This window comes from Microbispora hainanensis, assembly GCF_036186745.1.
GTDB lineage: Bacteria > Actinomycetota > Actinomycetes > Streptosporangiales > Streptosporangiaceae > Microbispora.
On the sequence record NZ_CP108086.1, the window covers coordinates 660,860 to 673,655 of the forward strand.

Sequence of the window (12,796 nt, forward strand, 5' to 3'; positions counted from 1 at the left end):
GTCAGACACCCAGGGCAACCGTATCTCCGGCGACCGACAGTTCGCGATGGGCAGTGCGCGATGGGCAGGGGGCGGGAGCCGCACCGAGGACGTGGGCGACTCCCGCCGGACCGCTCGCCGAGGTGCCGCTCCAGACCCCGCGGCCCCTCGCTGCAAGAGCGATCGAGAATTACGGTAGACCGCTTGCAGCCCACTTTCATTCCCTTTTGTCCGCTGTACTCGGACCGGTCGCCACCGCCGACGTCACTCGCCGGGGTCCTCCCGGAGCACCCGGGCCGCGTCCCGGCACCGGGCCAGCGCCGCCTTGGCGTACGCGGGCGAGGCCCCGGCCAGGCCGCAGGCGGGGGTGAGCACGACCTGCTCGGCGAGCCGGGCGGGCGGGAAGCCGAGCCGCCGCCACAGCTCGACCGCCGGCTTGGCCACCACCCCGACATCGGCGAGCCGGGTGTCGATACCCGGCACGACGCCGAGGAACATCGCGAGCCCCTTCTCGATCGTCTCCCCGATGTGGTCCTCGTCGCGACGGCGCAGCAGCGCGGCGTCCACCGACACGCCCCGCGCCCCCGCCGTACGGATGACCTCGTACGGCACGTCCGGCGCGCAGCAGTGCACGACGGGAAAGGCGGGCGCGAGCGCGGACAGCACGGCCTTCAGCCGCTCGGCCGCGATCGGGGACTCGACGGCGGGCAGCCGCCCGAAGCCCGACGCGGTCGGCACCGTGCCCGCGAGCACCCCGGGCAGCCCCGGCTCGTCGATCTGGACGACGACGTCGGCTCCCGGAATCCGCCGCCGCACGTCCGCAACGTGCTGCGCCAGCCCCTCGGCCAGCGACTCGGTCAGGTCGCGTACGGCTCCCGCGTCGGCGAGCACCTTGTCGCCATGCCTGAGCTCGATCGCCCCGGCCAGCGTCAACGGCCCGCACGCCTGGATCTTGAACGGCCCCTCGTAGCCCTGGGAGACCTCCTCCAGCCCGTCGAGGTCGCGAACGAGATGGTCTCTGGCCCGCTTGAAATCCCGCCCCGGCCGGTCGGTGAGCCGCCAGCCGGACGGCTGCACCTCGACGGGCAGCTCGACCAGCAGCGACGCCGTACGGCCGATCATGTCGGCGCCGACGCCACGGGCGGGCAGCTCGGGCAGGTAGGGCATGGGCAGCTCGCCGAAGGCCGTTCTGACCGCCTCCAGGTGGTCCTCGCCCGGATAGGACCCCACCCCTGTTGCCGTGGCCTCGCTCCACGGATACTCGCTCACGGTGACTAGCTTATGGATTATGAAACTCACCAAACTCGGTCACGCGTGCTGGCGGCTGGAGAAGGACGGGCGGACCCTCGTCATCGACCCCGGCTCGTTCAGCGGTCAAGGGCTCCTCGACGGCGCGGACGCCGTGCTGATCACTCACGAGCACTTCGACCACGTGGACGTCAACCTGTTCAAGAACGCGAGCCCTGACCTGGAGGTGTACACCTGCCAGGCCGTCGCCGACCAGCTCGGTCAGGTCCCGGGCAAGGTCCAGGTGGTCACCCATGGGGACGCCTTCGACACGGCGGGATTCCATGTGCGGGCGGTCGGCGAGTGGCACGCGGTCAACCTGCCCGACGTCCCGCCCGTGCAGAACGTCGGTTTCTTCGTGGACGACGAGGTGTTCTATCCCGGTGACGCGCTCACGCCTCCGGGCGCGGACGTGCCCACGCTGCTCGTGCCGACCAACGCGCCGTGGCTGAAGGGCGCGGAGATGATCATGTATCTGCGCTACGTCCGGCCCGCGCGGGCGTACTCGACCCACGACGGGCTCGTCAACGACATCGGCGCGACGCTGATCGACAACTGGCTCGGCATGGAGGCCGGCCGGCAGAAGGCCGACTTCCGCCGGATCCCCGTCGGGGAGTCCGTCGAGATCTCCTGAGCTCAGACAGCCGAGGCGATCGTGGCGGAGCCGATGACGGCATCCCCGTCGTACAGAACGGCCCCCTGACCCGCCGCGACGCCGGTCGCCGGGCGGTCGAGCTGGATGTGCAGCTCGCCGCCGGACACCTGGGCACGGCAGCCGTACACCTCGCCGTGCGCCCGAAGCTGCACCGTGCAGGTGATCGGGGCGAGCGGCTCCGGCAGCCGCCCGTTCCACACCGGCCGCTCCCCCACGATGGAGGTCACCTCCAGGGAGGAACGCGGCCCGACGGTGACCGTGTTGGACACCGGCTCGATCGACAGCACGTAACGGGGCCTGCCGTCGGCGGCCGGCTGGTCGATGTGCAGGCCCTTGCGCTGCCCGATCGTGAAGCCGTACGCCCCCTGGTGGCTGCCGACCACCCGGCCGGTGAGCGCGTCGACGATCGGCCCCTCGGCCGCGCCGAGCCGCTCGGCGAGGAACGCCCGGGTGTCGCCGTCGGCGATGAAGCAGATGTCGTGGCTGTCGGGCTTGTCGGCGACGGTCAGCCCGCGCCGCGCCGCCTCCTCGCGCACCTGCGCCTTGGTCGAGCCGCCCAGCGGGAAGATCGCGTGCGCGAGCTGCTCGCGGGTGAGCACGCCCAGCACGTACGACTGGTCCTTGGCGTCGTCGACGCTGCGCCGCAGCACGCCGTCCTCCAGCCGCGCGTGGTGGCCGGTGGCGACGGCGTCGAAGCCGAGCGCGAGCGCCCGGTCGAGCACCGCCTCGAACTTGATCTTCTCGTTGCAGCGCAGGCAGGGGTTGGGGGTGCGCCCGGCGGCGTACTCGCTGACGAAGTCGTCGACCACGTCGCGATGGAAGCGTTCCGCCATGTCCCACACGTAGAAGGGGATGCCGATGACGTCGGCCGCCCGGCGCGCGTCGCGGGCGTCCTCCAGGGTGCAGCACCCGCGCGCGCCGGTGCGATAGGACTGCGGGTTGGACGACAGCGCCAGATGGACGCCGGTCACGTCGTGCCCCGCCTCGGCGATCCGAGCGGCGGCCACCGCGGAGTCGACCCCGCCGGACATGGCCGCGAGGACGCGAAGCTTTCGTGTGGAACCCATAACAGTTCGAGGTTACCGCCCGCGGAGCCGCGCCCGCGTTGGCATCGGGGCGGGCGGGCTGGGAGGATGCGGGGTCATGCGACTGTTCGGGCGCAAGAGCGAGTCCGCCGACCCCGCCGAGGCCATCGCGGCCTTCTGGACCTGGTGGGACGAGGCACGTCCCCAGATCGACGCGCACGTCGAGGCGGAGGACCCCGAGGCCCTGTTCGAGATGATCGGCCCCGCCGTCACCGCCCTTCACCCCTCCCTCGTCTGGGAGATCGCTCCCGGCCGCATGGCCGTGAACGCCCTGGTCGTCAGCGCGTCGAACGACCCGGAGCTGCGGCCGTTCGCCCACCGGTGGGCCCTGGCCGCGCCGCCCGCGGACGCGATGTGGGAGTTCTATCCGTCGCGGCAGGCGAACCCGCAGGCCGCCGATCTGACGGTCGACGTCGGCGGGCGGGAGTTCGGGCTCGACCGGCTGGTGGTGGCCTTGCGCGTGCCGCCGGGCTCGCCGCGCGTGGACGTCACCGCGTTCCACCCGATCTTCCCCGACGTGGACGACGACACCCGGACGGAGGCGGCCTTCCTCGCGCTCGACTGGCTGCTGGGCGAGGACGAGGTGGCCCGCTGGGTCGGCGAGATCGTGGCCGCCGAGTTCGAGCCGATCGACGCGCTCCCCGCGATCCACCTGCCCTCGGTCGTCGCCGAGGTGGCGGAGGAGTTCAAGGAGGAGCAGTGGGCGCTCCTCGAAGGCCGCACCGCCACCGGCGGACGGCTGACCGCGACCGCCCGCTATCCCCTCAGGCCGGTCGACTTCCCGCTGTTCGACCAGCACATCACCGTCACCCTGCCCTACCGGGAGGCCGACGGCGACGGGCTGCCGGCAGGGGCCTCCCTGGACGCGCTGGGCGAGTTCGAGGAGCGGCTGAACGAACGGCTGGCCGCGCTCGGCTCGGCCGTCCTGGTGGCCCACCTGAGCGCCGACCGCAGCCGGGTGATGCACCTCTACGCCGACCCCGCGGCGGCCGTGCCGTCCGTCGTCGAGGAGGTCGCCGCCGGGTGGAAGGAGGGGCGCGCCCACGTCGACGTGGCCGAGGACCCCTCCTGGAGCGCGGTGGCCCACTTCCTGACCTGAACCGGGAATAGAGCGCGTTTCACGCCATAACGGGCGGGCACCCCGCGATAAGACGCGACGCGCGGGCGAGCGCCCGCGTTCCGCCCGTTCCCCGCAGGCTGCGGGGCCGATCCGGCGAGGGATTGGGGTCGGACATGGCTCAGCGCACACTGGACCGGTTGCTGAACGCGATCGAAGGCGACGGCCGCCTCGACCGGCCCGGTCATCGGCTGGAACAAGGCCTCGGCTTCGCCGAGAACCTTCTCGGGGTCACCCAAGGCCGCGCCCGCGGCCTCCTGCACGGCGTCTGGCTGGGGCACCCGCTCCACCCGGCGCTCACCGACATCCCGATCGGGTCCTGGACGACGGCGCTGGTCCTGGACCTCACCGGGCAGAAGCGCGCGGCGCGCACGGCCGTGGGAGTCGGCATCGCGGGTGCGCTGGCCGCGATGGCGACCGGCCTGCACGACTGGCAGTACACGCACGACAACGCCCGGCGCATCGGCATGGTCCACGGCGCGCTCAACACGGTCGCCCTCGGCCTGTACGGCTGGTCGTGGCTGCAGCGGGGCCGGGGACACCACCTGCGGGGACGGCTCGCCACCCTGCTCGGCTATCCCCTGATCATGGCCAGCGGGTTCCTGGGCGGCACGCTCGTCTTCCGCCACCGGATCGGGGTCGACCAGAGCGTCGGGCAGCACGAACCACGTCGCTTCACCCGCGTGCTGGCCGAGCGCGACCTGGCCGACGGCAGCCCCCGCCGGGTGCGGGCGGGCGACGTGGAGGTCGTCCTGGTCCGCGCGGACGGCCGCATCCACGCCCTGGAGAACGCCTGCCCGCACCTGCGCGGCCCGCTGTCGGACGGCTGGCTCCGGGACGGCGCCCTCACCTGTCCCTGGCACGGCAGCCAGTTCGAGCTGTCCAGCGGGGAGAGCCTGAACGGCCCGGCCACCGCACCGGCGCCGTGCTTCCAGACCCGCGTACGCCACGGGTGGATCGAGGTGCGCCGCGCGCCGGTCGTGGCCACCGCGCCGCCCGGCAGCGCGCTGGTCCACCAGCAGGAGGTGCAGCCGTGAGGAGAAGGTCATCGGCGCTCACGGAGGTGCGTGAGGCGCCCTCCCTGCAGGAGCGGAAGACGGCGACGCGGGTGCTCGTGGAGCACCACGAGGTGCTGCGCGGCCTCCTGCGGGAGCTGGCGGAGACGCCGCGCTCCGAGCCCGGACGGCGGCGGGCGCTCACCGACGAGCTGTTCGACGAGCTGTGGATGCACGAACGGATCGAGGAGGACGTCTTCTATCCCGCCGTGCGCGACATCACTCCGGCCATCGCGGCGGCGTGGTCCGAGCACCGCCAACTCACCGACCAGCTCGCGGCGCTCGTGCGGGCCGACCCGAGCAGCGAGCGGTTCGACCGGGAGCTGGGCGTGCTGCACGACGTGCTGGTGTCACACGCCCACCTGGACGAGGAACTCCGGATGTTCCCCGAGGTCGAGCGCTTCGCGGACGAGGAACTGCTCGTCGACGTGGGCGACAGCCTCCAGACCCGCCTGGACCAACTGCGCTCGTCACAGCGCATCCGCGCGTTCCTCCGCCTGGAGCGGGCGCTGCTGCGCCGTACGGCCCGATAGCCGGGCGTGATCACGGGTCGGCCTCGCTCCGGCCGGTCGGGATTTCGCCGCGGGCGACCTCGAGGAATCTTGTGACCAGGGGGTTCCGGTCGTCGCGACGCCAGGCCGCCGCGACGGCGGTGCGTGCGTCGTTCGGCTCGATCCGGCGGTAGGCGACACCTTTGAGGCGGATCCGGCGGATGCTCGCCGGGGCGAGCGACACTCCCAGTCCTGCCTCGACGAGCGCGCAGACCGTCTGCCATTCGATCGCCTGCCGGCCGAGGCGGGGTTCGAAACCCGCGCTGCGGCACACGTCGAGGATACCGAGCGACGCATGATCATGAGTGGATCCACCTTCGAAGAGGAGATCGGCTACGCGCGGGCGGTGATCGACGGCGACTGGGTGCACGTGTCCGGGACGACCGGGTTCGACTACGCGACCATGACGATCTCCGCCGACGTGGTCGAGCAGGCCGAGCAGTGCCTGCGCAACGTCGAATCGGCGCTGGCCGAGGCGGGTTGCTCGTTCGCCGACGTCGTCCGGGTCAGATATCTGCTGCCCGACCGTGCGGACTTCGCGCCGTGCTGGCCGACCCTGCGCCGCTGCTTCGGCGACGTCCGCCCAGCCGCGACGATGCTCGTGTGCGGACTCTCCGATCCCCGCATGAAGTTCGAGATGGAGGTCTGCGCACGACGGCCCGCAGCGCCGAGGCCCGCGGCCGCTGCTCGCTGACCGGCGGGACGAACGCCCCGCGAGTCGCCTCGTACGCGCTGCCGGGGAAGCCGTCGAGGCGCGGGCATCAAGGGACGATCAGGGCGGGTTATGACAGGCCGGCGCGGCGGGCGCGCTCGACCACGTGCCCGATGACCCCCGCGACCCGGTCGACGTCCTCCTTCACCGAGGTGTGACCGAGGGAGAAACGCAGCGAGCCGCGGGCGCGCGCGCCGTCCTGGCCCATGGCGAGCAACACGTGGGACGGCTGGGCGACCCCGGCCGAGCAGGCCGAGCCCGTGGAGCACTCGACGCCCTTGGCGTCGAGCAGCATGAGCAGGGCGTCCCCCTCGCAGCCGGGGAACGAGAAGTGGGCGTTGCCGGGCAGCCGGTTCACCGGGTCGCCGTTCAGCACGACGTCGGGCACGGCCAGCCGTACGCGCTCGATCAGGTCGTCGCGCAGCGCCGACAGCCGCTCGGCCGTGGCGGGCTGCCGCGCGACGGCCGTCTCGACCGCCGTGGCGAACCCGGCGATGGCCGGCGCGTCCAGGGTGCCGGAGCGGATGTCGCGCTCCTGCCCGCCGCCGTGCAGGACGGGCACCGGATCGACGCCCCGGGCCAGCAGCAGCGCCCCGACGCCCACGGGACCGCCGACCTTGTGACCGGAGACGGTCATGGCGTCCACGCCGGACTCGGCGAACGACACCGGGAGCTGGCCGACCGCCTGCACCGCGTCGGTGTGGAAGGGGATGCCGTATTCGTGGGCGATGCCGGCCAGCACGCGCACCGGCTGCACGGTGCCCACCTCGTTGTTGGCCCACATGACGCTCACCAGGGCCACGTCGTCCGGGTCGCGGGCGATGGCCTCGCGCAGCGTCTCCGGATGCACCCGGCCCCGCTCGTCCACCTCCAGCAGCTCGACCCGGGCGCCGTGGTTGTCGCCGAGCCAGTGGGCGGGATCGAGGGCGGCGTGGTGCTCGACCGAGCTGATGAGGATCCTGGGCCGCTTCCTCGCCCAGAACAGGCCCTTGATGGCGAGGTTGTCGGCCTCGGTGCCGCCGGCCGTGAACACGACCTCGCTGGGCCGGGCGCCGAGCGCGCACGCGATCGTCTCGCGCGACTCCTCGACGACCCGGCGGGCCCGGCGGCCCGCCGCGTGCAGGGACGAGGGATTGCCGACCTGACCGAGCTGGGCGGTCATCGCCTCGATCGCCTCGGGCAGCATCGGCGTGGTCGAGGCATGGTCCAGATAAGCAGCTCCCACGACCCCTCCCAAACACGTGATCCAGCCCACCAAGCGTATCCGGGCGGGCGGAGATCCCGGGCACGAGTCGCAACTTAACCGTCCAGACGGTACAGTAGACGCCGTGAGGAGAGATGAACTGCTGGACGCGGCCGAGGGCCTGCTGCAGGATCAGGGCGCCCAGGCCCTGACCCTGGCGGCGGTGGCCGAGCGCGCCGGGGTCAGCAAGGGCGGTCTCCTCTATCACTTCGCGAGCAAGGACGCGCTCGTCAAAGGCATGATCGAGCGCCTGATCGCCGACTTCGACGCCCTCATCGAGGCGCAGTCGGAGAGCACCTACACCCGGGCGTACGTCGCCGCGACGTTCGAGGCCCTGGAGACCGGCCGGCTGCGACGATGGGCCGTGGTGACGGGCGCGGCCGGCGACCCCGAACTGCTCGCGCCGCTGCGCGGGGCGATGAACCGCTGGATGCGGCAGGGCCTGGAGGACGAGCCCGACCCCCTGACCTCTCAGGTCGTACGGCTGGCCTGTGAGGGCGTCTGGGAGGTCGCCACCCACTGCGCGGGGATCATCGACTACACCGCGATCCGCGCCAAGCTGCTCGCCCTGTTGTAACGCGCCGCTCGCGGCTCTCTGACCTTCACCTGGTGGTCGCCCTTCCTTCCGGCTCTGCCGTGAAAGGGCGACCTGCTGGTGTCTGCCCGTAAATCCGGGCCTGGAAACCCACTTGACTCACCTGGAAAGGAAGCTGTGATGACCCGCGCTTTGAGGAAGGCCCGTCACGGGGCAGTCCTCACCTTCGTCCTGGCCGGCCTGATGTGCGGAACCTTCACCGTGCGCCTCCCCGCCCTGGCCGACCGGCTCCACCTGCCGGAGTCGGCCGTCGGGCTCACCCTGCTGAGCTGGGGGATCGGCGCGCTGCTCACCATGCAGCTCATGCGCGTCGTGCTGGCCAGGATCGGCAGCCGTGGCGTCCTGCGCGCGGCCGCTCCCCTGTGCGCGGCGTCACTGGTCCTCGTCGCGTTCGCGCCGTCCTTCCCCGTGCTGGCCCTGGCCGCCGCCCTGTTCGGCATGGCGTTCGGCGCGGTCGACGTCGGCATGAACGCCCAGGGCTCGGCCGTCGAGCGCGCGTACGGCCGGCCGGTCATGAGCGGCATGCACGCGGGATGGTGCGTCGGCGCGATCTCGGCGGGCCTGGTCGGCACGGCGGCCATCGCCCTGGGGCTGTCCCTCACCGCCCACATCCTGGTCGTCGCCCTGCTCTCGGTGCCGGCGGCGCTGGCGCTCAGCCGCATGCACCTGCCCGACCCGGCGCCCGAGGCGGGCGAGGCGGGCCGGTCCTCGTCCCGGCCCCGGCGCAGGCTGCCCGGAGTCGTCTACCTGCTGGGCGCGGTCACCTTCGCCGGGTTCATGGCGGAGGGCGTCGTCGCCGACTGGAACGGCCTCTACCTGATGGACACGCTGCACGCCTCCGAGGCGGTCGCCGCGCTCGGCTACCCGGTGTTCGAGGCGGGCATGCTGCTCGCGCGCCTGGCCGGCGACCGGCTGCGCGGCCGCTACGGCGCCCGCGGGCTGATCATGTTCTCCGGCGCCGCCACCGCGCTCGCGTTCCTCGCGGTCATCGCCGCGCCGGTCACCATGGCCGCCGTGGCCGGGCTGTTCTTCATCGGGCTGTCGGTGGCGACGATCTCGCCGATGGCGCTGTCTCTGGCGGGGACCGCGACCCGCGAGCCCGGCCCGGCGATCGCCCAGGCGAGCGCGATGGGCTACGCGGGCCTGCTGCTCGGGCCCGTGGTCATCGGCTTCCTGTCCAGCGCGGCCTCGCTGCGGGTCGCGATGGGCGTGGCGGTCGTCCTCGGCGTCGTCATCGCCGTGGCCGCACGGCTCCTGCCCGCGTCGCGTACGGAGATCATCCCGCTGCCGGTGCGGCCGGCGCGCGAGGAGACGGACGAGGAGGTGCGCCTCCGCGCGGCGGCCTGACGCCCACGGCCCGCGCACCGCACCTCCACACCGCACCCTCGCACTCACATCTCCACACCGCGCCTCCACCACCGGGCCAGGGGTTTTACCCGGACGGCGGGCCATGACCCCGGCCCGGTGGGCATTGGAGATGCCAGGGCGCTTTCCGCCGGAAGGCGCGGGCCGCCGGGAAGGACTCGCGAAGGAGTGCACGAGATGCGAGCCGTAGTGATGTACGCCCCCGGGGACGTCCGGGTGGAGCAGCGCGAGGACCCGGAGATCCTCGCGCCGACCGACGCGATCATCCGGCTGCCCGCGACCTGCGTCTGCGGCTCGGACCTGTGGCCCTACCGCGGCGTCGAGAAGCGCGACGGGCCGGTCCCGATGGGCCACGAGTACGCCGGCGTGGTCGAGGAGATCGGCGACGAGGTCACGTCGGTCGAGCCGGGCCAGTTCGTGGTCGGCTCGTTCTTCGCCTCCGACAACACCTGCGAGATCTGCCGGGCCGGCTACCAGTCCCGCTGCGTCAACGCGGTGCCGATGGCCTCCATCGGCACGCAGGCGCAGCGGGCCCGCGTTCCCCTGGCCGACGGCACCCTGGTCGCCACCCCCGGCATGCCCCGGGCGGACCTGATCCCGGATCTGCTGGCCGCCTCCGACGTGCTGGGCACCGGCTGGTTCGCGGCGGTCGCCGCGGAAGCGGGCCCCGGCAAGACCGTCGCGGTCGTCGGCGACGGCGCCGTCGGCCTGCTCGGCGTGCTGGCCGCCAAGCAGCTCGGCGCGGAGCGGATCGTCGCCTTCAGCCGGCACGCCGACCGGCAGAGGCTCGCCGTCGAGTTCGGCGCCACCGACATCGTCACCGAACGCGGCGACGAGGGCGTGGCCAAGATCAAGGAAATGACCGGCGGGCTGGGCGCGCACTCGGTCATCGAAGCGGTCGGCACCCAGGAGTCGATGATGCAGGCCGTCCGCTCCACTCGCCCCGGCGGGCACATCGGCTACGTCGGGGTCGCCCACGGCGTCGCGCTGCCCGGCCTGGAGCTGTTCTACGCCGCCGTGCACCTGCACGGCGGCCCGGCCCCGGTGCGCCGTTTCCTGCCCGACCTCATCCGGCTGATCTGGGACCGCACGATCAGGCCCGGCAGGGTCTTCGACCTCGAACTGCCGCTGGAGCAGGCCGCCGAAGGCTACCGGGCCATGGACGAGCGCCGGGCCGTCAAGGTGCTGCTGCGCCCCTGAGAACGGCCGGCTTCCGGCCCGTGCCGCGCGTTCACACGGCACGGGCCGGGCGCGTCACTTGCGCTTCTCGATCTCCTCGGTGAGCTGCGGGACGACCTGGAACAGGTCGCCCACGACACCGAAGTCGGCGATCTCGAACAGGGGCGCCTCGGCGTCCTTGTTGATCACGACGATGGTCTTGGAGGTCTGCATGCCGGCCCGGTGCTGGATGGCTCCGGAGATGCCGGCCGCGATGTAGAGCTGCGGGGAGACGGTCTTGCCCGTCTGCCCGACCTGGAACTGGTGCGGATACCAGCCCGCGTCGGTCGCGGCCCGCGAGGCGCCCACCGCCGCGCCGAGCGCGTCGGCGAGCTTCTCGATGATCGCGAAGTTCTCGCCCGAGCCCACGCCCCGGCCGCCGGAGACCACGATCGCGGCCTCGGTCAGCTCCGGACGGGCGCCCTTCTCCTGGACGACCCGCTCGACGATCCTGGCCGCGCGGGCGGCGTCCGACAGCGCGACCTCCACCTTCTCCTCGGCGCCGGCCGCGGGGGCGGCGACGGGGGCGGTGCTGTTCGGGCGGACCGTGATGATCGGCGTGCCCTTGGTCACGCGGCTGTGGACGTTGACGCCGCCGCCGAAGATGGACTGCTCGGCGACGAAGCCCTCGCCGACGCCCACCGCGTCGGAGATCACACCGGAGTCCGTCTTGATCGCCAGGCGGCCGGCGATCTCCTTGCCCTCACCGGTCGCGGCGACGAAGACGGCTGCCGGGGACCGCTCGGTCACCAGGTGCGCCAGCACCTCGGCCTTGGGGGCCGCCACGTAGTCGCCGATCTCGTCGGCGTTCGCCACGTAGATCTTCTCGGCGCCATACTCGGCGAGCCTGGCCTTCGCGGCGTCGGAGTAGCCGGGGCCTGCCCACACGGCGGCGGGGGTGCCCAGCGACCGGGCCAGGGTCAGCAGTTCGAGGGTGACCTTCTTGACGTCACCGTCGACGTGCTCGACGAGAACCAGAATCTCACTCATCACGGGGCCCCTCAGATGAACTTCTTCGACGCGAGGAACTCGGCGGCCTTGGCTCCGCCGTCGCCCTCATCCTTGATCACGGTGCCCGCGGCACGCGGCGGGGCGGCGGCGAAGTCCACGACCTCGCTCCAGGAGTTCGCGAGGCCCACCTGGTCGGCCGCGATCTCCGCGTCGGCGACCCCGAGGGTCTCGACCGGCTTCTTCTTGGCGGCCATGATGCCCTTGAACGACGGGTAGCGCGGCTCGTTGATCTTCTCGACCACCGACACGACGGCCGGCAGCGACGCCTCGACCTTGTCGTAGCCGTAGTCGGTGATCCGCTCGACCCGGATGGCCGTGCCCTCGACCTCGACCTTGCGGGCGAGCGTGAGCTGCGGCGCGCCGAGCCGCTCGGCCAGCATCGCGGCGAGCATGCCGGTGCGGGCGTCGGTCGACTCCGACCCCAGGATGACCAGGTCGAAGCCGATCTTCTTCAGTGCCTGGGAGATGGCGTAGGAGGTGCCCAGGGCGTCCGACCCGTGCAGCGCGTCGTCGTGCAGGTGCACCGCCTTGTCGGCGCCCATCGCCAGGGCCTTGCGGATGGTCTCGGTCGCCTTGGCGGGGCCCATGCTGAGGACGGTGACCTCGCCTCCATGGGCCTCCTTGAGCCGCAGCGCCTCCTCGACCGCGTACTCGTCGAGCTCGTTCACGACGCCGTCGGCGGCGTCGCGGTCGAGCGTCTTGTCATCGGACCTCAGCTTGCGCTCGGTCGCCGTGTCGGGGACCTGCTTCACGCAGACGACGATGTTCATGGCCGGTGGCCGACCTCCCCTTTCCGTACGGCTGACGCCGCGGTTCTCGGTACGTGGCGCGGGGTACGCGCACGTGATGCAAGACTGCCAGGTGCTAGCGGGCGCGCCTGTGCAGGTGGCCCGGGTGTCGAGCTGACCCTGGTCCCCCCAGGC

General features: G+C 72.5%; 14 protein-coding genes. 8 read left to right on the forward strand and 6 right to left on the reverse strand.

Going from position 1 to position 12,796, the window contains the following annotated elements:
• Positions 1 to 243: 243 nt before the first annotated feature.
• Positions 244 to 1,248: a methionine synthase gene (locus OHB01_RS02990; protein ID WP_142646146.1), complete on the reverse strand. Its 1,005-nt coding sequence runs from the start codon at positions 1,246 to 1,248 to the stop codon at positions 244 to 246.
• Between the two features lie 19 nt (positions 1,249 to 1,267).
• Here OHB01_RS02990 and OHB01_RS02995 point away from each other — a divergent pair, with 19 nt between their 5' ends.
• Positions 1,268 to 1,900 (forward strand): MBL fold metallo-hydrolase, encoded by a 633-nt coding sequence (locus tag OHB01_RS02995; protein WP_142646148.1) that lies wholly within the window; start codon positions 1,268 to 1,270, stop codon positions 1,898 to 1,900.
• A gap of 2 nt (positions 1,901 to 1,902) precedes the next feature.
• On the opposite strand, the gene mnmA is transcribed toward OHB01_RS02995, so the two are convergent.
• The gene (gene mnmA, locus OHB01_RS03000) at positions 1,903 to 2,988 is read right to left on the reverse strand and encodes a tRNA 2-thiouridine(34) synthase MnmA (RefSeq protein ID WP_147942959.1); all 1,086 of its coding nucleotides are present in this window, start codon (positions 2,986 to 2,988) and stop codon (positions 1,903 to 1,905) included.
• Positions 2,989 to 3,064: 76 nt separating this feature from the next.
• Between mnmA and OHB01_RS03005 the strand changes: the two genes are divergently transcribed.
• The 3 genes from OHB01_RS03005 (at position 3,065) to OHB01_RS03015 (ending at position 5,711) form a co-directional block, all read left to right on the forward strand.
• The gene (locus OHB01_RS03005) at positions 3,065 to 4,105 is read left to right on the forward strand and encodes a DUF695 domain-containing protein (RefSeq protein WP_142646152.1); all 1,041 of its coding nucleotides are present in this window, start codon (positions 3,065 to 3,067) and stop codon (positions 4,103 to 4,105) included.
• 134 nt (positions 4,106 to 4,239) lie between these two features.
• Positions 4,240 to 5,160 carry a Rieske 2Fe-2S domain-containing protein gene (locus OHB01_RS03010; RefSeq protein WP_142646154.1) on the forward strand — a complete coding sequence of 307 codons (921 nt, stop codon included), beginning with the start codon at positions 4,240 to 4,242 and terminating at the stop codon, positions 5,158 to 5,160.
• Positions 5,157 to 5,711, forward strand: a complete 555-nt coding sequence (locus OHB01_RS03015) for a hemerythrin domain-containing protein (protein WP_168065708.1) — start codon at positions 5,157 to 5,159, stop codon at positions 5,709 to 5,711. The genes OHB01_RS03010 and OHB01_RS03015 overlap by 4 nt, the downstream gene beginning before the upstream one ends.
• A gap of 10 nt (positions 5,712 to 5,721) precedes the next feature.
• Here the strand turns inward: OHB01_RS03015 and OHB01_RS03020 are convergent, their stop codons facing one another.
• Entirely contained in the window at positions 5,722 to 6,003 is a 282-nt protein-coding gene (locus tag OHB01_RS03020) for a LysR family substrate-binding domain-containing protein (RefSeq protein WP_260617152.1), read from the reverse strand.
• Between the two features lie 21 nt (positions 6,004 to 6,024).
• Here OHB01_RS03020 and OHB01_RS03025 point away from each other — a divergent pair, with 21 nt between their 5' ends.
• Positions 6,025 to 6,423, forward strand: a complete 399-nt coding sequence (locus tag OHB01_RS03025) for a RidA family protein (RefSeq protein ID WP_142646158.1) — start codon at positions 6,025 to 6,027, stop codon at positions 6,421 to 6,423.
• 88 nt (positions 6,424 to 6,511) lie between these two features.
• On the opposite strand, the gene OHB01_RS03030 is transcribed toward OHB01_RS03025, so the two are convergent.
• Positions 6,512 to 7,666 (reverse strand): cysteine desulfurase family protein, encoded by a 1,155-nt coding sequence (locus OHB01_RS03030; RefSeq protein WP_142646160.1) that lies wholly within the window; start codon positions 7,664 to 7,666, stop codon positions 6,512 to 6,514.
• A gap of 103 nt (positions 7,667 to 7,769) precedes the next feature.
• Here OHB01_RS03030 and OHB01_RS03035 point away from each other — a divergent pair, with 103 nt between their 5' ends.
• From OHB01_RS03035 to OHB01_RS03045, 3 genes are all read left to right on the forward strand, one after another.
• Positions 7,770 to 8,261, forward strand: a complete 492-nt coding sequence (locus OHB01_RS03035) for a TetR/AcrR family transcriptional regulator (RefSeq protein WP_142646162.1) — start codon at positions 7,770 to 7,772, stop codon at positions 8,259 to 8,261.
• 138 nt (positions 8,262 to 8,399) lie between these two features.
• Entirely contained in the window at positions 8,400 to 9,626 is a 1,227-nt protein-coding gene (locus OHB01_RS03040) for an MFS transporter (protein ID WP_328854899.1), read from the forward strand.
• Positions 9,627 to 9,821: 195 nt separating this feature from the next.
• Entirely contained in the window at positions 9,822 to 10,844 is a 1,023-nt protein-coding gene (locus OHB01_RS03045) for a zinc-dependent alcohol dehydrogenase family protein (protein WP_142646166.1), read from the forward strand.
• Positions 10,845 to 10,898: 54 nt separating this feature from the next.
• Here the strand turns inward: OHB01_RS03045 and OHB01_RS03050 are convergent, their stop codons facing one another.
• Positions 10,899 to 11,852, reverse strand: a complete 954-nt coding sequence (locus OHB01_RS03050; RefSeq protein WP_142646168.1) for an electron transfer flavoprotein subunit alpha/FixB family protein — start codon at positions 11,850 to 11,852, stop codon at positions 10,899 to 10,901.
• Positions 11,853 to 11,863: 11 nt separating this feature from the next.
• Entirely contained in the window at positions 11,864 to 12,643 is a 780-nt protein-coding gene (locus OHB01_RS03055) for an electron transfer flavoprotein subunit beta/FixA family protein (RefSeq protein ID WP_142646170.1), read from the reverse strand.
• Positions 12,644 to 12,796: the final 153 nt, after the last annotated feature.